At 59.5% G+C, this 20990-nt stretch carries 23 protein-coding genes; 5 read left to right on the forward strand and 18 right to left on the reverse strand.

Features of this window, described 5'->3' with window-relative positions; genetic code table 11:
- Positions 1-17: 17 nt before the first annotated feature.
- From tolA to J1G33_RS07320, 12 genes are all read right to left on the reverse strand, one after another.
- Entirely contained in the window at positions 18-1091 is a 1074-nt protein-coding gene (gene tolA, locus J1G33_RS07265; protein ID WP_005790902.1) for a cell envelope integrity protein TolA, read from the reverse strand.
- A complete protein-coding gene (tolR, locus tag J1G33_RS07270) occupies positions 1091-1543 on the reverse strand; it encodes a protein TolR (protein WP_161793227.1) in 453 nt (150 codons plus the stop codon). Before tolR ends, tolA begins: the two co-directional genes overlap by 1 nt.
- Positions 1544-1566: 23 nt before the next feature.
- Positions 1567-2262 (reverse strand): protein TolQ, encoded by a 696-nt coding sequence (tolQ, locus tag J1G33_RS07275; RefSeq protein WP_003193865.1) that lies wholly within the window; start codon positions 2260-2262, stop codon positions 1567-1569.
- 1 nt (position 2263) lies between these two features.
- Entirely contained in the window at positions 2264-2719 is a 456-nt protein-coding gene (gene ybgC, locus J1G33_RS07280; protein WP_003175800.1) for a tol-pal system-associated acyl-CoA thioesterase, read from the reverse strand.
- Between the two features lie 140 nt (positions 2720-2859).
- On the reverse strand, positions 2860-3918 hold the full coding sequence (gene ruvB / locus J1G33_RS07285) for a Holliday junction branch migration DNA helicase RuvB (protein WP_005790907.1): 1059 nt from the start codon (positions 3916-3918) through the stop codon (positions 2860-2862).
- Positions 3919-4530, reverse strand: coding sequence for a Holliday junction branch migration protein RuvA (ruvA, locus tag J1G33_RS07290; protein ID WP_003175802.1), 612 nt, complete (start codon positions 4528-4530; stop codon positions 3919-3921).
- 68 nt (positions 4531-4598) lie between these two features.
- Entirely contained in the window at positions 4599-5123 is a 525-nt protein-coding gene (gene ruvC, locus J1G33_RS07295) for a crossover junction endodeoxyribonuclease RuvC (protein WP_005790910.1), read from the reverse strand.
- Positions 5124-5294: 171 nt separating this feature from the next.
- Positions 5295-6041 (reverse strand): YebC/PmpR family DNA-binding transcriptional regulator, encoded by a 747-nt coding sequence (locus J1G33_RS07300; protein WP_032879699.1) that lies wholly within the window; start codon positions 6039-6041, stop codon positions 5295-5297.
- Between the two features lie 136 nt (positions 6042-6177).
- Complete coding sequence (gene aspS / locus J1G33_RS07305) at positions 6178-7953, reverse strand: aspartate--tRNA ligase (protein WP_005790914.1); 1776 nt, start codon at positions 7951-7953, stop codon at positions 6178-6180.
- Positions 7954-8061: 108 nt separating this feature from the next.
- Positions 8062-8283: a zinc ribbon domain-containing protein gene (locus J1G33_RS07310; RefSeq protein ID WP_003193872.1), complete on the reverse strand. Its 222-nt coding sequence runs from the start codon at positions 8281-8283 to the stop codon at positions 8062-8064.
- 170 nt (positions 8284-8453) lie between these two features.
- A complete protein-coding gene (locus J1G33_RS07315) occupies positions 8454-8807 on the reverse strand; it encodes a ribbon-helix-helix domain-containing protein (protein ID WP_032803701.1) in 354 nt (117 codons plus the stop codon).
- Between the two features lie 181 nt (positions 8808-8988).
- On the reverse strand, positions 8989-9462 hold the full coding sequence (locus tag J1G33_RS07320; protein WP_003193874.1) for a Dps family protein: 474 nt from the start codon (positions 9460-9462) through the stop codon (positions 8989-8991).
- A gap of 428 nt (positions 9463-9890) precedes the next feature.
- Here J1G33_RS07320 and J1G33_RS28055 point away from each other — a divergent pair, with 428 nt between their 5' ends.
- The gene (locus J1G33_RS28055; RefSeq protein ID WP_005790922.1) at positions 9891-10493 is read left to right on the forward strand and encodes a cold-shock protein; all 603 of its coding nucleotides are present in this window, start codon (positions 9891-9893) and stop codon (positions 10491-10493) included.
- Between the two features lie 73 nt (positions 10494-10566).
- On the opposite strand, the gene J1G33_RS07330 is transcribed toward J1G33_RS28055, so the two are convergent.
- Together J1G33_RS07330 and J1G33_RS07335 are read right to left on the reverse strand one after the other, a co-directional pair.
- Positions 10567-10773, reverse strand: a complete 207-nt coding sequence (locus J1G33_RS07330) for a SlyX family protein (protein ID WP_005790924.1) — start codon at positions 10771-10773, stop codon at positions 10567-10569.
- 3 nt (positions 10774-10776) lie between these two features.
- Complete coding sequence (locus tag J1G33_RS07335) at positions 10777-11202, reverse strand: HIT domain-containing protein (RefSeq protein ID WP_032879698.1); 426 nt, start codon at positions 11200-11202, stop codon at positions 10777-10779.
- A gap of 741 nt (positions 11203-11943) precedes the next feature.
- Between J1G33_RS07335 and J1G33_RS07340 the strand changes: the two genes are divergently transcribed.
- Positions 11944-13242 carry an OprD family porin gene (locus tag J1G33_RS07340; protein WP_078822193.1) on the forward strand — a complete coding sequence of 433 codons (1299 nt, stop codon included), beginning with the start codon at positions 11944-11946 and terminating at the stop codon, positions 13240-13242.
- Positions 13243-13423: 181 nt separating this feature from the next.
- On the opposite strand, the gene J1G33_RS07345 is transcribed toward J1G33_RS07340, so the two are convergent.
- Together J1G33_RS07345 and J1G33_RS07350 are read right to left on the reverse strand one after the other, a co-directional pair.
- Positions 13424-14266 carry a mechanosensitive ion channel family protein gene (locus J1G33_RS07345; protein ID WP_005790935.1) on the reverse strand — a complete coding sequence of 281 codons (843 nt, stop codon included), beginning with the start codon at positions 14264-14266 and terminating at the stop codon, positions 13424-13426.
- Between the two features lie 136 nt (positions 14267-14402).
- A complete protein-coding gene (locus J1G33_RS07350; protein ID WP_003193880.1) occupies positions 14403-14888 on the reverse strand; it encodes a YajQ family cyclic di-GMP-binding protein in 486 nt (161 codons plus the stop codon).
- A 123-nt stretch (positions 14889-15011) separates the two neighbouring features.
- Here J1G33_RS07350 and J1G33_RS07355 point away from each other — a divergent pair, with 123 nt between their 5' ends.
- From J1G33_RS07355 to J1G33_RS07365, 3 genes are read left to right on the forward strand one after another with little or no spacing between them, the layout of a single operon-like run.
- On the forward strand, positions 15012-15929 hold the full coding sequence (locus tag J1G33_RS07355) for a putative 2-dehydropantoate 2-reductase (protein ID WP_223017868.1): 918 nt from the start codon (positions 15012-15014) through the stop codon (positions 15927-15929).
- 46 nt (positions 15930-15975) lie between these two features.
- On the forward strand, positions 15976-18012 hold the full coding sequence (locus J1G33_RS07360; RefSeq protein WP_223017869.1) for an ATP-binding protein: 2037 nt from the start codon (positions 15976-15978) through the stop codon (positions 18010-18012).
- A gap of 2 nt (positions 18013-18014) precedes the next feature.
- The gene (locus tag J1G33_RS07365) at positions 18015-18593 is read left to right on the forward strand and encodes a cob(I)yrinic acid a,c-diamide adenosyltransferase (protein ID WP_005790941.1); all 579 of its coding nucleotides are present in this window, start codon (positions 18015-18017) and stop codon (positions 18591-18593) included.
- Positions 18594-18711: 118 nt separating this feature from the next.
- Here J1G33_RS07365 and J1G33_RS07370 read toward each other — a convergent pair whose 3' ends face one another.
- Positions 18712-19656: a Nudix family hydrolase gene (locus tag J1G33_RS07370; RefSeq protein ID WP_032881235.1), complete on the reverse strand. Its 945-nt coding sequence runs from the start codon at positions 19654-19656 to the stop codon at positions 18712-18714.
- Positions 19657-19675: 19 nt separating this feature from the next.
- Positions 19676-20893 carry a bifunctional glutamate N-acetyltransferase/amino-acid acetyltransferase ArgJ gene (gene argJ / locus J1G33_RS07375; RefSeq protein ID WP_005790945.1) on the reverse strand — a complete coding sequence of 406 codons (1218 nt, stop codon included), beginning with the start codon at positions 20891-20893 and terminating at the stop codon, positions 19676-19678.
- Positions 20894-20990: the final 97 nt, after the last annotated feature.

A 20990-nucleotide genomic window follows, 5' to 3' on the forward strand; every position in this document is an offset into this window, starting at 1 on the left:
TCCTCGAAGAAGGTTTCTCACAAGGCTAGATCCTCAGGTGTGAATGTCATCTTGAATGAACGATAGGGAGCGAAGTCACTTGGTTTCATTCCCTGCATCTCGGTCAACCGGCCAATATTCTTGACTGCGGCAACCGCTGAACTGTCGAACGTACCGTCACCACTGGACTTGGCCACGCTGACCGAAGTCACCGTACCGTCCGGCAACATGCCGATCTGCAGCACTACTGTCATGCCTTTGCGTGCCGAAGGTGGACGTGTCCAGCCTTCCGCTGCCCGCGCTCGAATCAGATCGTCGAAACTGCCCGCGACTTCATCACCACGTTCATCGGCCAGGGCTTGCTGACGCTGCGGCGTGTCGGAAAGCAAATCTGCCAGGGCCTGGGCCTTTTTCTCTTCGGCGGATTTGCGTGCTGCTTCCTGGGCCTTTTTCTTGGAGGCGTCGGCGGCAGCTTTCTTCTTCGCTTCGTCGGCGACTTTCTTCTTCGCCTCGTCTGCTTCAGCTTTTTTCTTGGCGTCTTCGGCGGCTTTCTTCTTCGCGTCTTCGACTATCTTTTTCTTGGCTTCTTCAGCGGCCTTTTTCTTGGCCTCTTCCTCGGCAGCCTTCTTGGCTTCTTCTTCAGATTTCTTCTTGGCTATATCAGCCAATTGTTTCTCTTCAGCCTTTTTGGCTTCGGCAGCTTTCTCGGCTTTCTTGGCTTCATCAGCCTTTTTCGCCTCGTCGGCTTTCTTGGCTTCGTCGGCCTTTTTCGATTCCTCGGCCTTTTGAGCCGCCTCTTCTTTCTTTTGTTCCGCAGCAGCCTTCACCGCTTCCTGCTCGACCTTCTTCTGTTCCATCTGCTCGACTTCAGTCTGGCGCGCAGCCGACTTCTGGGCCTCACCTGCAATCTTCTGATTGGTCTGGGTGGTGGCCTGGCTTTTCGATTTCAGCTGATACAGGGTCGCCTGCACGATCGGCTTGGCTGGCGGCAGGTCCGGGGTCATGGCAAAGCTGACAAACAGCATGCCGAACACCAGGACGTGCAGGGCTATCGCCCACACGCCAGGCCAGAAGTAGCTTTCCGAGGCGGACGGCTCTCGCTGTTGCTGCATCAGGGCGCCTCGGTAATCAAGCCAACGTTACCGACGCCGGCTTTCTGCAGCCCGCCCATGGCACCCATGACGGAGCCGTAGTCGACCGATTTGTCGCCGCGGATAAATACCTGAGTGTGCTTGCCGCCTTCGTTGCCGGAGCGAATGATCTTGGTCACCGCATCGGTCATCGCCGGCAAAGTCAGGGCCTTGTCCTGCTGCTTCTGGGTGTCGACTTCGCTGCCAAGGTTCCAGTAATAGGTCTTGTCAGCCTTGATCGAAATGGTCAGGACCTGCGTGTTGTTGTCCTGCGGCAAGGCTTCACTGGAAACCTTGGGCAGATCAACCTTCACGCCCTGGTTGAGCATCGGCGCGGTCACCATGAAGATCACCAGCAGCACCAGCATCACGTCGATGTAGGGCACTACGTTCATCTCGGCGACCGGCTTGCGCTTTTTGCGAGCTCGAGCGATTAAAGCCATTGGGAATTACCTGCTTATTCTTCGCTGGTGTGCACTTTACGGTGCAGGATCGCCTGGAATTCATCGGCGAAGGTGTAGTAACGGCCGATCAAGGTTTCGCTGGTTGCGGCAAAACGGTTGTAGGCGATTACTGCGGGGATAGCGGCAAACAGGCCGATCGCGGTGGCGATCAGGGCTTCGGCAATACCCGGAGCCACGGTGGCCAGTGTGGCTTGCTGGGCCTGGGCCAGGCCGCGGAAGGAGTTCATGATCCCCCATACGGTACCGAACAGGCCGATGTACGGGCTGACGGAACCGACGGTGGCGAGGAACGGCAGGCCCTGCTCGAGTTTCTCTTCTTCGCGGGAGATGGCCACGCGCATGGCACGGGCCACGCCTTCCATCACCGCTTCAGGGTCGACACCCGGCTGCTGGCGCAGGCGCGAGAATTCCTTGAAACCGGCACGGAAGATCTGCTCGACGCCCGAATCCGGGTCCGGGTTGCTGCCGGCCTGGCGGTACAGTTTGGACAGGTCGATACCCGACCAGAAGCGCTCTTCGAAGCTCTCCAGGGCACGTCGACCGGCGCGCAGCATGTTGCTGCGCTGAAAAATCATGACCCAAGAGGTAACCGATGCGGCTACCAGGGTCAGCATGACCAGTTGAACCACGACACTGGCATTGCTGACCAGGCTCCACATGGAGGAATGGTCGACGACGGTAGGTTCCACGCTAAATCTCCTGCTTTGATTGTTTACCCGCGCCGCTCACGGCGGCAAAGGCCGCGCGTAGAGTTTCGGGAATGGCCCGAGGTTTCAAACTGTTGGTGCGTACACATGCCACCAGGAACTGCCCCTCACAGAGCAGCGTTGCATCCGTTGCCCGCCTGACCTGCTGTTTGAATCGCAGGCTGGCACGGTTCAATTCGATGACCTCAGCGCTGACCAGCAATTCATCGTCCAGTCGCGCCGGTGCGTGATAACGCGCCTCGCTGGAATGCACGACGAATAACAGGTCCTCCCCTGCCAGCGTGGATTGGGCAAAGCCCAGCTCCCGTAGCCGCTCGGTTCGAGCCCGCTCCATGAATTTCAGGTAGTTGACGTAATACACGATGCCGCCGGCATCGGTGTCCTCGTAATAAACGCGACAGCGATGTGCGAACGACTGATCCCCGTTTTGCGCGCGCATACTCTAGTGCTTACTCCTCAGGTTGCCAATCCGGCTGGACAACTGTTTTTTCATTCCTGAACGCTTTTGCAGTGACTCAAATGACGACGCCAGACACTGGGACAGCACAAAGCTCAGATAAATCGTCCGGCGTTAGCTTTTTAATCGTCCACTGCATCAAGGAATTCGTCTACCGCAGGCATCTCGCCCAATCGTGACGGAATGTTTAGCCCAAAGTGCAAATAGGCATGGCGCGTCACCACCCGGCCCCTCGGTGTACGCATGATATAGCCTTGCTGGATCAGGTACGGCTCCAGCACATCCTCAATGGTATGGCGCTCTTCACTGATAGCCGCCGCCAGGCTGTCCACGCCGACCGGGCCACCGTCGAACTTCTCGATCATGGTCAAGAGTAGACGTCGATCCTGGTGATCGAAGCCGTGCTCGTCCACGTCCAGCAGGTTCAAGGCCAGGTCCGCGACCGCCTTGGTGATGTGCCCTTTGGCACGCACTTCGGCAAAATCGCGCACGCGGCGCAGCAAACGGTTGGCGATACGTGGCGTGCCGCGGGCGCGCCGGGCGATTTCAAAGGCGCCTTCCGGGTCCAGGGGCAAGCCAAGGATGCTCGCCGAACGGCTGACGATGGTCGCCAGATCAGCGGTGCTATAGAACTCCAGACGTTGAACAATGCCGAAACGGTCTCGCAACGGGTTGGTCAGCATACCCGCACGCGTGGTCGCACCCACCAGGGTGAAAGGTGGCAGGTCGAGCTTGATCGAACGGGCTGCCGGGCCTTCGCCGATCATGATGTCGAGCTGGAAGTCTTCCATCGCCGGGTACAGCACTTCTTCGACAATCGGTGATAACCGATGGATTTCGTCGATAAACAGCACGTCATGGGGTTCAAGATTGGTCAGCAGTGCCGCCAGGTCTCCAGGACGCTCCAGCACCGGGCCGGAGGTGGACTTGATCGACACGCCCATTTCCTGGGCGATGATATTGGCCAGGGTAGTCTTGCCCAAACCCGGCGGGCCGAAGATCAGGGTGTGGTCCAGGGACTCACTGCGCCCGCGCGCGGCCTGGATAAACAGCTCCATCTGCTCGCGCACGGTGGGCTGGCCGATGTATTCGGCCAGGCTCAGGGGGCGGATGGCCCGGTCCTGGACTTCTTCACGGTCACGCGGGCCGGTGGCCGCGATCAGACGATCAGCTTCAATCACTTAAATCATTCCCTTCAGGGCTCGGCGGATCATGTCTTCGCTGCTCAGGTTCTTGTCCTTGATGGCCGATACCGCCTTGCTGGCCTCCTGGGGCTTGTAGCCCAAGGAAATCAGCGCACTGACCGCATCGCTTTCGGCACTGGCGACCTGCCCTGCCGGCATATCCGGTTGGTTCGGCACCAGGGCGAACATGCTCGGTACAACTTCCCAGGCCTTGAAACGGTCCTTGAGTTCCACCAGCAAGCGCTCGGCGGTCTTCTTGCCCACACCCGGCACCTTGGTCAAGGCCGAGGTGTCCTGGGCGGAAACGGCACGTACCAGCTCATCCACTTCCAGGCTCGACATCAACGCCAGGGCCAATTTTGGCCCTACACCATTGAGACGAATCAGCTCGCGAAAGAAATCGCGGTCGCGCTTGCCGATGAAACCATAGAGCAGTTGCGCGTCTTCACGCACTACCAAATGCGTGTGCAAGGTTATCGGCTCGCCGACCGACGGCAAGCGGTACAACGTGGTCATGGGCACTTCCAGCTCATAACCCAACCCATTCACATCCAGAATCAGGTGCGGCGGCTGTTTCTCAGCCAGGGTGCCGCGCAAGCGTCCAATCACGGTTCAGATCCTTAAGGCTTGAGGGTCAGGTCAGGGCCTGACCGTAAATAACGATTGCGCTGATGCTATCAGAGACGCAGCCGCCCGCCACGACTACGTGCGGTGCCCAAGCCGTGAGGCAACAGGCTGGAGCGGGTGTGTGCATGGCAAATGGCGATAGCCAGGGCGTCGGAGGCGTCGATCTGCGGTTTTGAGGTGAGCTTGAGCATATGCATGACCATCATCTGCACCTGCTCCTTGTTGGCTGCACCGGTGCCGACCACGGCCTGTTTGACCTGGGTCGCGGTGTATTCAGCGATCTCCATGCCCTCCTCGGCACCCGCCACGATGGCAGCGCCACGGGCCTGGCCGAGCTTGAGAGCCGAATCGGCGTTCTTGGCCATGAAGACCTTTTCGATGCCCATGGTGACCGGGCCGTAGGTCTGGATGACTTCACGTACGCCGCGATAGACGATCTGCAGCCGCTCGGCCAATTCCCCTGCGCCGGTGCGGATGCAGCCCGAGGCAACATAGATGCAGCCGCGCGGGGTCTGCTGCACCACGCCAAAACCGGTGATGCGCGAACCGGGGTCGATACCTAGGATTAAAGTCATAACGCCTGCGGGTTGGATAAACACATTTTTTGATACACAGAGACTCTAATGTGGGAGGGGGCTTGCTCCCGATGAGAGAGTGTCAGTAAGTACATTTGTGACTGACCCACCGCCATCGGGAGCAAGCCCCCTCCCACACAAGCCCCTCCCACATTGGGATATTCATCGTTCTTAAGTGAGCTGTTCGGCCACAGACTCAGGGATGTCGGCATTCGAATACACATTCTGCACATCATCCAGGTCTTCAAGCATATCCAGCATCTTCAACACCTTCTGCGCCCCCTCCAGGTCCAGCTCGGCACTGGTGGTCGGCAGCATCACGATTTCCGCGTCGGTGCCGCTGAAACCAGCAGCTTGCAGGGCATTACGCACGGCGTAGAAGCTGGCGAACGAGGTAAACACATCGATAGAGCCGTCTTCGTTGGTGACCACGTCGTCGGCGTCCGCTTCCATCGCGGCCTCCATCAGCGCGTCTTCATCGGTGCCAGGCGCGAAGGTGATCTGCCCTTTGCGTTCGAACAGGTAGGCCACCGAACCATCCGTGCCGAGGTTGCCACCGCATTTGCTGAACGCGTGGCGCACGGCTGCGGCGGTGCGGTTGCGGTTATCGGTCATGCATTCGACCATCACCGCCACGCCGCCCGGGCCGTAGCCTTCATAGGTCAGTTCGACCATATCGTCGGTGTCGGCCGCACCGGCACCACGAGCCACGGCGCGGTCAATGATGTCGCGGCTCATGTTGGCACCCAGCGCCTTGTCCAGCGCCAGGCGCAGACGCGGGTTAGAGCCCGGGTCACCGCCGCCCTGACGGGCTGCGACGGTCAGTTCGCGAATCCACTTGGTGAAGATCTTGCCCTTCTTGGCATCCTGACGCTCTTTGCGGTGCTTGATGTTCGCCCACTTGGAATGGCCAGCCATAACACAACTCCGAAATTCTCTAGAAACCTTATCAATCCCGCCCCCGGCGGGATTTCCCTCTTTTAAACGCAAAGGCGCATCCGAAGATGCGCCTTTTTGACTGCGTACAACCTTATCGCGCTTTCACGCTGCAGCCTTACTCAGCCTTCGGCGTCTCGCGCAGACGGATGTGCAGTTCGCGCAACGCCTTGGCATCCACCACACCCGGGGCCTGGGTCATGACGTCCGCAGCGCTCTGGGTTTTCGGGAAGGCGATCACTTCACGGATCGACTGGGCGCCGGTCATCAGCATCACCAGACGGTCCAGGCCGAACGCCAAACCACCGTGCGGTGGCGCGCCGTATTTCAGGGCGTCGAGCAGGAAGCCGAACTTCTCTTCCTGTTCCGCTTCGTTGATGCCCAGCAGGCGGAACACCGCTTGTTGCATCTCTTTGCGGTGGATACGGATCGAACCGCCACCCAGCTCAGTACCGTTGAGCACCATGTCGTAGGCACGGGACAGTGCGCCTGCCGGGTTGGCTTCCAACTCCTGCGGGGAGCACTTCGGCGCGGTGAACGGGTGGTGCAACGCGCTGAAGCTGCCGTCGTCGTTCTCTTCGAACATCGGGAAGTCGACGACCCACATCGGTGCCCATTCGCAGGTCAGCAGGTTCAGGTCGTGACCGAGCTTGATACGCAGCGCGCCCAGGGCTTCGCTGACGATCTTGGCCTTGTCGGCGCCGAAGAACACGATGTCGCCGTCAACGGCACCGACGCGATCGAGGATCGTGTTCAGGTTGGCTTCAGGGATGTTTTTCACGATCGGCGATTGCAGGCCGTCAACGCCGTTGGCGCGCTCGTTGACCTTGATGTACGCCAGGCCCTTGGCACCATAGATGCCGACAAACTTGGTGTAGTCGTCGATCTGCTTGCGCGGCATGCTCGCGCCGCCAGGTACGCGCAGGGCAGCAATGCGGCATTTAGGGTCGTTGGCCGGGCCGCTGAACACCTTGAAGTCGACATCCTTGAGCTGGTCGGCCACGTCCACCAGTTCCAGCGGGTTACGCAGGTCTGGCTTGTCGGAACCGTAGCGGCGCATGGCTTCTTCGAAGGTCATGTGCGGGAATTCGCCGAACTCCAGGTCCAGCACTTCCTTGAACAGGTTGCGGATCATCTGCTCGGTCAGGCCCATGATCTCTTTTTCATCGAGGAAGCTGGTCTCGATGTCGATCTGGGTGAATTCCGGCTGGCGGTCAGCGCGCAGGTCTTCGTCACGGAAGCACTTGGCGATCTGGTAGTAACGGTCGAAGCCGGCCACCATCAGCAGTTGCTTGAACAGCTGCGGCGATTGCGGCAAGGCGAAGAAGCTGCCGGCGTGGGTACGGCTAGGCACCAGGTAGTCGCGCGCGCCTTCCGGGGTAGCCCGGGTGAGGATCGGCGTTTCGACGTCGAGGAAGCCGTTCTCGTCCAGGAAGCGACGGATGCTGGTGGTCATGCGCGAACGCAGGCGCAGCTTCTCGGCCATTTCCGGACGACGCAGGTCCAGGAAGCGGTAGCGCAGGCGGGTTTCTTCGCCCACGTCGGAGTATTCGTTGAGTGGGAACGGCGGGGTTTCCGACTCGTTCAGCACTTCCAGCTCATAGCCCAGCACTTCAATGCCGCCGGACGCCATGTTCTTGTTCACGGCACCGGCAGGACGCAGGCGAACCTTGCCGGTGATCTTGACGACGTATTCGCTGCGCACGCGGTCGGCGGCGGCGAAGCTCTCGGCGCGGTCCGGGTCGAACACCACCTGGGCCAGACCATCGCGATCACGGATATCGAGGAAGATCACCCCGCCGTGGTCGCGGCGACGGTGAACCCATCCGCAAAGGGTGATTTCCTGACCTTCCAGGGTCTCGTTCAGTTGGCCGCAATAGTGGCTGCGCATCATGGTCGTGGTTTCACTTCTCGTAATTCGAAATTCGGTGGCAGGCCCGCCTCGTCACCGTACATTAAAGCAGGGGACGGATAATGCAGGAGCCTGCGCGTAGAGTTCAACTCAGTCTGCTTTGTCGCCGCCGGCCAGGTTCTTCTTGGCACCGGTCTTGAAATCAGTCTCGTACCAGCCGCTGCCGCTCAGGCGGAAGCCCGGCATGGACAACATCTTCTTCAACTCAGGTGCCTGGCAGGCAGGGCAATCGACCAGCGGCGCTGCGCTGATCTTCTGAATGGCTTCCAACTGGTGACCACAGGAAGCGCATTGATAGTCGTACATGGGCATGGAGATGTCTCGGCGATCAGATCGTTACAGCGCCACGCCCTGCCCTGTGCATAAAGCCCCGGCATGCGCAGCAAAGCGCGGGATTATATCTGGTAAATCGACACAGCGCAGCCGGCTTTCTGCCCCGGGGCCGGCCCACAAGGATGAAGGCCGGGCCCAGGGCCGCCGGGCTACGACGCGAAGGTGCCCTCAGCGGCGGGAGCAACCCGGCCCTTGAGCACGTGAACCACGCACACCACCCTCACCAGCCCACTGAAGTTCTTCACGCCTCCGTAACGCAAATGCACTTCCCGATCGACATAGGACAACAAGGCACTGACCGAACAGGCATTGATCCTGGCGATCTCCGTCAGGATGTTCCAGTAGATCTGCTCAAGCCGCAGGCAGGTCGAAAACCCATTGAGCCTGACCGACCGCGACAAGGGCTTGGCCAGCCCCATATCGAACCCTTTTGCAAAAGGGTCGACCTTTATCTTGTGAAAACCACAGGTTTCCATCACTCCTTTACCCATTCCACGTGACATACACCCGACACTCCATTGCCAAACAGCAGCCAATGGGCTTCTCCCATTGAACGATGGGCCTATAAAACAGCACCCAGCGTGCAGCAGCCAGAAGACGGGGAGTCGTTAGTCGTAGGACAACGCCAGGAAGCGCAGGGAAACAAGCAGGCAGCGCTGAAACAGCGCCGCCCGGGTTCGACAGTTACTGGTTTTCGAGCAGCGAACGCAGCATCCACGCGGTTTTCTCGTGTACCTGCATACGCTGGGTCAACAGGTCGGCCGTCGGCTCATCGCTGACCTTGTCCAGCAGCGGGAAGATGCCTCGGGCGGTACGCGTAACCGCTTCCTGACCGGCCACCAGTTGCTTGATCATCTCTTCGGCGCTCGGCACACCCTCCTCTTCCTTGATCGAAGACAGGCGGGCGTAGATTGAATAGGCGCCCGGCGCCGGGAAGCCCAGGGCACGGATGCGCTCGGCAATGGAGTCCACCGCCAGCGCCAATTCGTTGTACTGCTCCTCGAACATCAAGTGCAGCGTACGAAACATGGGGCCTGTGACGTTCCAATGGAAGTTGTGGGTCTTCAAATACAGAACATAGGTATCGGACAGCAGTCGTGAAAGTCCGTCGACGATGGACTTACGGTCTTCTTCACTGATACCAATATCGATTGCCATGTTTTTCCCCTTCAATTGACGAGTATTCATTGATCAGGTGCAGGACCACTCTAGCAAGAGAGCGAGCCGCATGCAGCCCGTCACGCCCAGGCGACCTGCGGCAAATCGCCCCGCATCGCTTGCAACTCGCGAATTGGCAAGCCTTTTTAGCCGTAGGAACGGTCTCGCAACGCCCGCCAAAAAATCCTGCACCTGTCTAGGACAAGCGTTTGCTGCACAAATGCCGTTGCCGTCGCAACACCCCGAAATGCTTGATTTGAGTAGGCACAGCCTTTGCTGTTAAATAGACGCCGTGTGGCTGCCGTTTATTCCTGCGGCACTTCACATAGGCTGATACCCGTGCACGTGCTCAACGCCTCCCATTGTTCAGAAGCGAACCGTGCCAGTCAGCTCTTCCTTGTGATCCGTCTTAACGTGAGTTAATCAAAATGTTGAAAATCGTCCACCTGCTAACGGGCGTTGCAGCTTTGCTGCTGTCCTTTATCCCGAGCCTGCAGCCTGAAAGCCTGCCCTACCTGCAACAACATGACGCTCTGTACCTGGCCTTGTTCGGCCTTCTTAACCTGACGCTCGCACCGGTAATCCCTTACTGGAACAAAGGCACGCGTCATCAACTGCAAAACCTGGTCAGTGCGCTGCTGGTGCTGACTGTTGTTGTTCAAACCCTCACCCTTTTGGCGCCTATGCCTGAAGTGGGTGGCCATCCGGCTATCCTGCTCAGCCTGGTGATTGCTGTGGTTGCCATTGTTCTTCACCTGGCCATCAGCTTCTACCGTTCGTCTCCGGCGGCCGCGTCGCAAAACTACGACATGACTAACCGGGATACCGGTACCGTCAAGTGGTTCAACACCTCCAAAGGCTTCGGCTTCATTTCCCGCGATTCGGGCGACGATATCTTCGTCCACTTCCGGGCTATCCGTGGCGAAGGCCATCGCGTGCTGGTCGAAGGCCAGCGCGTGGAGTTCTCGGTGATGAACCGTGACAAGGGCCTGCAAGCCGAAGACGTCATCGCTGCCCTGCCGCGTCGCTGATCCCAAGCCTTCGCAGCAAAAAAAACCGCGATCCGGCGTTGGCTGGATCGCGGTTTTTTATGGCCTGTGCATTTCAATAGTGCGGCGGCGGCGCTTCTTCTTCAGATGACTCGAACTGGCCGCCCATTTCTTCCTGGCGCTTGAGCAAGGCCGTCATTTGCAATTGCAGGCGTTCAACCGCCCGCTGCTGTGTGACCAGGATGTCGTTGAGGGTCTCGATGGTGTCGTCCTGGAAGGCCAGGCGGCTTTCCAGGTCGGTAACGCGCTCTTGCAGGTCCATGATTCAGTCCTGGGTAAAGATGAAGTCGGCAGGCAACAGCGCACGCAATCGAGCGCGAATCGCCGCCACTTGCTCTTGGGTATAGGGCCGGGCCGGATGCTTGCCCCACACCGGCGCCGGCCAGGCCGCGTCATCGCGTTTGCGCACGATCACATGCACATGCAATTGGCTGACGACGTTACCCAGCGCACCGATGTTCATCTTGTCAGCGGCCAGCCCCTCGTTAAGCAGTTGCGCCAGGGCCGTCGTTTCTTGCCACAAGGTTTGTTGATCTGCGACATCCAGTTGAAACACTTCGCTGATACCGTCGATGCGTGGCACCAGAATGAACCAGGGGTAATTGGCGTCATTGGACAGCAGCAGGCGACAGAGCGGGAAGTCCCCAATGGCCAAGGTGTCTTGTTGCAGGCGTTGATCTAAGGCGAACACGTGGGCACTCCGTTCGGCAGGTCGGGACAGGCGCCCAGCATACCTTTGAACGCCCAAGGCTTCACGGCCAATCCTGGCACTGTTGAGGCGGGCGGGTGAAAAAATGCACCTTTTGGAGGCAGAAAAACAGTTGATCTACGCTAGACCGGGCCTTTAGGGCACGCACCAAAATGACCCACTCGTGCGTCAAAGGGATCCGCCAACTACCCACTGATGGGGGTGAACCGGTAACGTTTTACCCAAGTGAAGGTTTTGCGGGGCACCCGACAGTGGTAACACCCTGGACGTCAAGCCCAAACCAAACGGCGTAAGAGGCCCGTGCTTATGCGGTTTTTACATTCCCATCACGTTTTTCACGAAAAAATGACATTCGGTCGCCGGTTTGAGCACGCTTGTTGCATTCACCCCCGTATCGTCGGCAACGGCACCCGTCTGGAAGCAGGTGTTTCGCGATAAAAGTAGTAGCGTTTCAGTGCGTATCAAGGAAGTGTTCAAACTTTGAAAGAAGTCTGAAAACAGCATTGAAGTTGTCAGCCTGGATACATTTTGGGCTGTGAATTTGCGACATGGATCTAGCGATTTACGACAGCCTCGTAAAGAAGCTGAAAGGATAATTGAGTAAGTATCGTCAATAGAGCCTGCGTGAGATAACTTTGCGCCGGCAAAAAAAGAAAGAGCCGCCCAGATAAAAATACAGGTGGGACGGCAGTACTCTTCCTAAAACCAAAGGAGCAAATCACGATGCGCGTGATGAAGTGGAGCATGATCGCCCTGGCTGTTTCAGCAGGCACCTCGCAGTTCGCAATGGCGTCCGCCCAGGACGATTCCAAGGGCTTTGTTGAAGACAGCACGTTCAGCATCAATACTCGCGCGCTGTACTTCAGCCGTGACTTCCGTAATGAGCCAGGGGGCGGTTACAGCACCGTCAACGGCAAGCGTAAAAGCCGCGCCGAAGAAACCGGCCTGGGCTTCAATGCCCTGTACGAATCGGGCTTCACCCAGGGCACCATTGGTGTCGGTGTGGACGTGATCGGCCTGATGGGCCTCAAGCTCGACAGCGGCAAGGGTCGCGCCGGCACAGGTCTGTTCCCTACCGGTTCCGACGGTCGCTCCCAGGACGACTACTCCAAAGGCGGCGGCGCAGTTAAGTTCCGCATCTCCAATACCGTGTTGAAAGTGGGTGACCAATACACCACCGCACCGGTGTTCGCCTCTGATGACAGCCGTCTGTTGCCGGAGCTGCCACAAGGTATCTCGATCACCAGCAACGAGATCAAGGGCCTGAAGCTTGAGGGCGGCCACTTCACCTCAAGCGTCGCGCAAAACCAGACCTACCATGACAGCCTGGGCCTGACCAAAACCGACTTTGTCGGCGGCGTCTATGCCTTCACTCCGGAAGTCACCGGTAGCCTGTACTACGCGAAAACCGAAGATTACTTCCGCAAGTACTACAGCAACCTGAACTGGACCCACGCCCTGAGCGATGACCAGTCGTTCGCGCTGGACTTCAACATCTACGATACCAAGAGCGATGGCGCCGGCCTGCAACGTGCAGAGAAGGATGGCGTGACCAAGCTCGACAACCGCGCGTTCAGCTTGCAGGGTGCCTACACAATCGGCGCGCACACCTTCACCCTGGCAGCCCAGAAGGTTACCGGTGACGGCGACTACGGCTACGGCGTAGACGGCGGCGGCACGGTGTTCCTGGCCAACTCCATCGCCCGTTCCGACTTCAACGCCGAAGGCGAGAAGTCCTACCAGGCGCGCTATGACATCAACATGGCAACCTTCGGCATTCCTGGCCTGAGCTTCATGACGCGTTACGTTACCGGTAGCGGCGCCAACACCGGCACTACCAGCAACGGCAAAGAATGGGAACGCGACATCGAAGCCAAGTACGTGATCCAGAGCGGCCCGGCAAAAAACCTGAGCCTGCGCCTGCGTCAAGCGACTTATCGTTCCGGGGATGGCGTTTACTACGGTTCGCCTTCGATCGACGAACTGCGCCTGATTGCGAACTACCCGCTGAACATCTTGTAATTGCCGGTTTAATTACAACGATGGCTTGAGGCTTCGGCCTTAAACAAAAAGCCGCTCCTCTGTTTAACAGGGAGCGGCTTTTTTATTGCAGTTTTGTTTCAACCAACAAAACAACTAGCAAGCTAAGTAACTAGTTTATCAAAGCTGACCTTTCGGCCAACTTCGATAGCAGTACGCCAAGTTATTTCGGCGCACTTTCCTGCATCACGCGAATAACCCGTTGTGGAAACGGAATATCAATCCCTGCCGCTTTCAAACGGTCACGTGCCAGTTCATTAAACATAAACACCACGTCCCAATAATCCGGGGTGTTGGTCCAGCAGCGCAGCGAAACGGTGATGGAGCTGTCGCCCAGGGTCGATACCACCGCTACAGGCGCAGGATCAGCCAGCACGCGGGGATCTTTGGCCAGCTCCAGCAACACTTCACGGGCTTTTTGCAGGTCGGCCTCGTAGTCCACGCCCACATCAAAAACCACCTTGCGGGTCGGCTGGCGGTTGGTATTGGTGATGATGCCGTTGGACAGGATGCCGTTCGGCACGATCACTGTCTTGTTGTCACCGGTACGGATCACGGTGTGGAAGATCTGGATGCTATCGACGGTACCCGAGGTGCCCTGCGCTTCGATCCAGTCACCGATGCGGAACGGACGAAACAGCAGAATCAGCACACCACCAGCGAAGTTCGCCAGGCTGCCCTGCAATGCCAGGCCGATCGCCAGGGTTGCCGCACCGATGGCGGCGACGAACGAGGTGGTTGCCACGCCGATCATCGAGGCCACGCTGACGATCAGCATGACTTTCAGCGCAATGTTCGCCAGGCTGGTGACGAAGTGCTGCAGCGCCAGGTCGGCGTTGCGCACGGCCAGCAAACGGCCTACACGATGGGTAAAGACATTGATCAGCCACCAGCCAATGGCCAGGGTGATCACTGCCAGTAATACCCGGCTGCCATATTCCATGATCATGGGGATCCAAGACTGGGAGGTCTTGATCAGGTGATCCATTTCAGCGTTCAAATCCATCTACTTTCTCCTGTGGTGCGGCGATAGGGCTCTATTGACTGCCTGAAAACGCAATTGAGCCCCGAAGGGCTCAATTGTAGGCACTGATTCTGGGGCGTGGGACGTCAAAAACACCCACAGGTTCCCCAAAGTGCCATCAGTCGCGGAAGTTATTGAACTGCAGCGGCATATCGAAAGTCTTGGCACGCAGGGCCGCAATAGCCTCTTGCAGATCATCGCGCTTCTTGCCGGTGACGCGAACCTGCTCGCCCTGAATGGCGGCCTGGACCTTGAGCTTGGCGTCCTTGATGTGGGCGACGATCTTCTTCGCCAGCTCCTTATCGATGCCTTCCTTGAGCACGGCTTCCTGCTTCATCAGCTTGCCGGAAGCATAGGCGTCCTTGACTTCAAGGCACTGCACGTCGATCTTGCGCTTGACCAGGGCCAGCTTGAGGATCTCGATCATCGCTTCCAGCTGGAAATCGGCTTCAGCGGTCAGGTTGACGGTCAGTTCCTTTTCCTTGAATTCGAAGCTGCCCTTGCCTTTCAGGTCATAGCGACGGTCCAGTTCCTTGACGGCGTTCTCGACGGCGTTGGTGACTTCGTGTTTGTCCAGTTCAGATACCACGTCGAACGAAGGCATGTGATTTCTCCAATATAAGGGGCGGGCTCAGTAGAGATGGAGCACGCCCGAGCTAAAATTCCGGGGCATTATAGCGGTTCTTTCGCGCCATTCACCGCTGGCGACCTTATGGAGCACACACTGATGTCGACCCCCTGGCATATTCTTGGCGCCGGCAGCCTGGGCACCCTCTGGGCCACGCGACTGGCGCGCGCCGGCGTGCCCGTCAGGCTGATTCTTCGTAACCAGGCGCGCCTGGCCAGCTATCGCGCCGGCCAAGGGCTGACCCTGGTGGAACGCGGTGTGGAACACACTTATCCGGTCATCGGCGAAACGCCTGACAGCCCAGAGCCGATTCGGCGTCTGCTAGTAGCATGCAAAGCCTACGACGCTCAAAGCGCCATCGCCCAGTTGCAGCATCGGCTGGCGCCGGACGCCGAATTGATCCTGCTGCAAAACGGCCTCGGCAGCCAGGACGCGGTGGCTGCGCAATGGCCGTCGGCGCGCTGCATCTTTGCCTCCAGCACTGAAGGTGCATTTCGCGATGGCGATTGGCGCGTGGTATTCGCCGGCCATGGCTACACTTGGCTGGGTGACGCGAGCCATCCCACCCCACCGCTGTGGCTGGATGATCTGCAAGCGGCGGGCATTCCCCATGAATGGGCCACCGATATCCTGACGCGCCTGTGGCGCAAGCTCGCGCTCAATTGCGCCATCAACCCACTGACCGTGCTGTACCACTGCCGCAACGGCGGTTTAAGCGCCCACCACTGCGAGGTCGCCACGCTCTGCGCCGAGCTGGCCGAACTGCTGGAGCGCTGCGGCCAGCCTGCGGCTGCACAGGACTTGCACAGCGAAGTCGAGCGAGTAATCCAGGCCACCGCCGCCAACTATTCCTCCATGTACCAGGACGTCGCCAACGCCCGACGTACCGAGATCAGCTACCTGCTGGGCTACGCTTGCCAGGCCGCGGCCCGCCATCAGTTGGCAGTGCCGCATCTGCAACAGGTGCACACGCGCCTGGTGACGCATTTGCTCGCACGCGGATTGGCCAGCGACTGAGGCACGCGCTACCCTGCCTACCTGTCTATCACCTGGGAACCCCCTGATGCCACTGCGCCAGCGTCTTGAAAATCTACCGGTAGGGCAGAAACTGCTGGCGGCCCTGCTAGTACTGTTGACCACCGTATTGCTGGTGGCCAACCTGACGTTTATCAGCGCTGCTTACTGGATCTCCCAGGAAAGCATGGCCCCCCAGGCCTTGCAGGCCATCGGTCGGCTGGTGTCCAACCCGTCGCTTGCCGCACAGGCGCTTGAATCCCCGACCAAGGCCGAGGCACTGCTCAACGAACTGACCAGCTATTCACCGTTGCGCGCCGCCGCCCTGTATGACGGCGAAGGCAACCGCCTGGCGCAGATGCAACACGGCGACCGCCTGCACCTGCCGGACCACTACCGGCATATTGAAGCGTGGCGTGTTACCGAGTTTCGCAGCAACCAGGTCATCACCCTGCCCCGTGGCAACCAGCCTTCCGGGCATTTGTTGCTGGTGGCCACAAGTGAGCTGCCGGTGGCCTTCTATACCGGCACGCTGACCGCGAGCCTGGGCATCCTGATCTTCAGTGTGTTGCTGTGGCTGGTCATCGCCCGGCAGATCAAACGCCTGATTACCCGCCCCATCCATGAACTGGAAGAGCTTTCGCGCCAGGTCACCCGCGAAGAGAACTACGCCCTGCGCGCAGGGCCTGGCAACCATGATGAAATCGGCAGCCTGGCCGAAGCTTTCAACACCATGCTGTCGCGTATCGAAGCCCGCGAGCAGCAACTCAAGCGCGCCCGCGACGACTCCCAGGCCGCCTACGACCAGGCCCAGGGTTTGGCCGAAGAAACCCGGCATACCAACCGCAAGCTCGAACTGGAAGTTCAGGTGCGCAGCAAGATCGAGAAAAAACTCACCGGTTTCCAGAACTACCTCAACAGCATCATCGACTCGATGCCCTCGGCGCTGATCGCCCTGGATGAACAGCTCTACGTCACTCAGTGGAACCAGGAAGCCACTGCTCTCTCCGGCACGCGCCTGGACGAAGCCCTGAACCAGCCGATCTTTCTGGCCTTCCAGCCCCTCAAGCCGTACCTGCCACAAATCAAGGCAACGGTGGAGCAACACTCGGTGGAGCGGATAGAACGGGTCACCTGGATCAAGGACGACGAGCCCAAGCATTACGCCCTGACGTTCTATCCATTGATGGGCGGTGCCGGGCGCGGCGTGGTGATCCGGATCGACGACATCACCCAGCGCCTGTCCCTGGAAGAAATGATGGTGCAATCTGAGAAGATGCTCTCGGTCGGCGGCCTCGCGGCCGGTATGGCCCATGAGATCAACAACCCTCTGGGCGCCATCCTGCATAACGTGCAGAACATTCGCCGCCGCCTGTCCCCCGACCTGCCCAAGAACCTGGAGCTCGCCGAACAAGTGGGGATTGAACTGGACACGGTCAATCGCTACCTGCAAGGCCGCGAAGTCCCGCAGTTGCTCGACGGCATCCAGCAAGCTGGCGCCCGCGCCGCGAAAATCGTCACCCACATGCTCAGCTTCAGCCGGCGCAGTAATCGCCAGATGGCCCCCTGCGACTTGCCGGCCTTGATCGACCAGGCCGTGGAAATTGCCGGCAACGATTTCGACCTCACCATCGGCTTCGACTTCAAGGGCCAAGCGATCATCCGCCAGTTCGACCCGCAACTGGGCCCCGTGCCCGGCACCGCCAACGAGCTGGAACAAGTGCTGCTCAATTTGCTGAAGAACGCCGCCCAGGCCATTCACCTGCGTGAAGACGACAGCGAACCGGGGCGCATTATCCTGCGCACCCGCCTCAACCCGCCGTGGGCAGAAATCCAGGTGGAAGACAACGGCATCGGCATGAGCGAAAACGTGCGCAAACGCACGTTCGAGCCGTTCTTCACCACCAAGGAAATCGGCCAGGGCACCGGGCTTGGGCTGTCGGTGTCGTATTTCATCATTACCAACAACCACAAGGGCCAGATGGAAGTGCATTCCACCCTGGGCCAGGGCACGTGCTTTACCTTGCGCCTGCCGCTTGCCGGCAGCCAATTGCCCCCCACTGAACTTACCCAACTGGAGCACTGACCATGGGCTTTCGCCTGTCGAAGATCTACACCCGTACCGGCGACAAGGGCGAGACCGGCCTCGGCGACGGCCGCCGCGTGCCCAAGGACCACCCACGCGTGGAGGCGATTGGCGAGGTGGATACGCTGAACAGCCAGTTGGGCTTGCTGCTGGCCAACCTTGAAGAGCAAAGCGGCAAGCATCCGGCGCTAATGGATGTGATTGAGGTGCTCACACCTTGCCAACATCGCCTTTTCGACCTGGGCGGCGAGCTGGCGATGCCGGTGTACAAGGCATTGAATGCGGCGGAAGTGGATCGGCTGGAAGCGGCGATTGATCGCTGGAATGAGGAGGTTGGGCCGCTGGAGAACTTCATCCTGCCTGGCGGCTCGGCGTTGATCGCCCAAGCCCATGTGTGTCGTAGCCTGGCGCGCAGTGCGGAGCGGCGGTGTCAGCACCTGAATGCGCTGGAGCCGCTGGAGGGGGTGGGATTGGCGTATATCAATCGGTTGTCGGACTTGCTGTTTGTGGCGGCCAGGGTGATTGCCCGGCGCCAAGGTGTTGCTGAAGTGTTGTGGCAGGCGGCTGCCAAGCCACACTGAGATTTATCGGGTGACTGGCAAGACCTCATCGGGAGCAAGCCCCCTCCCACATTTTGAATTGTGAATACATTCAAGTGTGGGAGGGGGCTTGCTCCCGATAGGGCCCGTCAGCGCAACATCAAACCTGCGGCCAGAAGGCCCGAATCCCAGCCACGCCTTGCGCCCCGGCTTCCCAGGCCTGCTCCCGCTGCGCAGGCCCAACCCCGCCCAGCAGAAACACCGGCTTACTGAACCCGGCGATCAACTGCGCCGCCTGCTCCCAACCTAAAGGCTGCGCATCCGGATGCGTCTGGGTCGGCTGTACCGGCGACAGGGTGACAAAGTCCACGTCCATCATCTCTGCCAGTGCCAGCTCTTCGGCGTTGTGGCAAGAAGCCGCCAACCAGCGATCCTTCGGCAGCGGTCGGCCTTTGCTCGCATACTTACGCAGTTGCGCCGAGGTCATGTGCCAGCCGGCGGCAGGGAAATCCCCCAGCCATTCGAACGGCCCTTTAAGCATCAGTTGTGCCTTGCCGGCACACAAGCCAACCGCATCCACCGCCAGATCGCGGTATTTGGGGTCATAGCCGTTGGGCGCACGCAGTTGAACCAGCTTGATGCCACCAGCGATGGCCTTCTGGATACCACGCAACAACATCGGGGTTTCCAGCTCACCGGGGGTGATCAGGTACTCGGCGGGCAGGCGCGCAGCAGCAACAATCGGCGCATTCGCCGCCGGGAACTCATAGTTGAGCAAGTCCCGCGGCGACACCCATTCCAACGGCTGCCCTTCGGCCCCATGAGGCTCGCCGGTAAAAGCCGAGACTTCCCAGACATCCAGCAATACCTGCTTGTCCGGGTAGTCGTGCTGCACCTTGATCAGCGGCCGCGCCGTGGTGACCTGGATACCCAGTTCTTCCTGCAATTCACGGGACAAGGCCGTGGCGACCGACTCATCGGCCTCCACCTTGCCGCCGGGAAATTCCCAGAGGCCGCCTTGATGCTGGGTATCGGCACGGCGCGCCAACAGGATCCTGCCGTCGACACCGCGGATCACCGCTGCTGCTACATGCACTCGTTTCACCACCAGTTTCCTCTTGGTATCAGGTACGGTATTCCGCGTTGATCTTCACGTATTCGTGGGACAGGTCGGTAGTCCAGATGGTTTCGCTGCACTCGCCGCGGCCCAGTTCGATGCGGATGGTGATTTCTTCCTGCTGCATCACCGCCGAGCCCTGGGCTTCGGTGTAGGTTTCGGCACGGGCACCGCGGCTGGCGATGCATACGTCGCCCAGGAACACGTCGATCTTGCTCACGTCCAGGTCCGGCACGCCGGCACGGCCAACGGCGGCCAGGATACGCCCCCAGTTCGGGTCCGATGCAAACAGTGCGGTCTTGATCAGCGGCGAGTGAGCCACGGTGTAACCCACATCCAGGCATTCCTGATGGTTGCCGCCGCCATTGACTTCAACCGTAACGAACTTGGTCGCGCCCTCGCCGTCGCGCACGATGGCCTGGGCCACCTCCATGCACACTTCAAACACGGCCTGTTTCAACGCCGCAAACAGCGGGCCTTCGGTGGACGTGATTTCCGGCAAGTTGGCCTGGCCAGTGGCGATCAGCATGCAGCAGTCGTTGGTGGAAGTGTCGCCGTCGATGGTGATGCGGTTGAACGACTTGTTGGCGCCATCGAGCATCAGGCGCTGCAGCACATCGCGGGAGACTTTGGCGTCGGTGGCGATATAACCGAGCATGGTGGCCATATTCGGACGGATCATGCCTGCGCCCTTGCTGATACCGGTCACGGTGACGGTCACGCCGTCATGCACGAACTGGCGGCTCGCGCCTTTTGGCAAGGTGTCCGTGGTCATGATGCCGGTGGCCGCAGCCGCCCAGTTATCCACAGACAGGTCATCCAGCGCAGCCTGAAGGGCGCCTTCGATTTTTTCCACTGGCAGCGGCTCACCGATCACGCCGGTGGAGTACGGCAGCACTTGGCTGGCGTCCACGCCGGCCAGTTGCGCCAGCTTGGCGCAGGTGCGCGCAGCCGCCACCAGGCCAGGCTCGCCGGTGCCGGCGTTGGCGTTGCCGGTATTGGTCAGCAGGTAGCGAATCGACCCGGCCACCCGCTGCTTGGCCAGGATCACTGGCGCGGCGCAAAAAGCGTTGAGGGTGAATACACCTGCCACGGTCGAGCCTTCGGCACAGCGCATCACTACCACATCCTTGCGCCCCGGGCGCTTGATGCCGGCCGAAGCGATACCGAGTTCAAAACCGGCGACCGGGTGCAATGTGGGCAAAGGACCAAGACCAACAGCCATGTATGCGCTCCTTGAAATAGATGATGTCTGTGCCGTCGCTATCGACGGTGGGAATTAATGGCAAAACGCCGCGACGGCTGGTGCCGGTCGCGGCGCG

The organism is Pseudomonas sp. P867 (genome assembly GCF_019891455.1).
Taxonomy (GTDB): Bacteria; Pseudomonadota; Gammaproteobacteria; order Pseudomonadales; family Pseudomonadaceae; genus Aquipseudomonas; species Aquipseudomonas synxantha_A.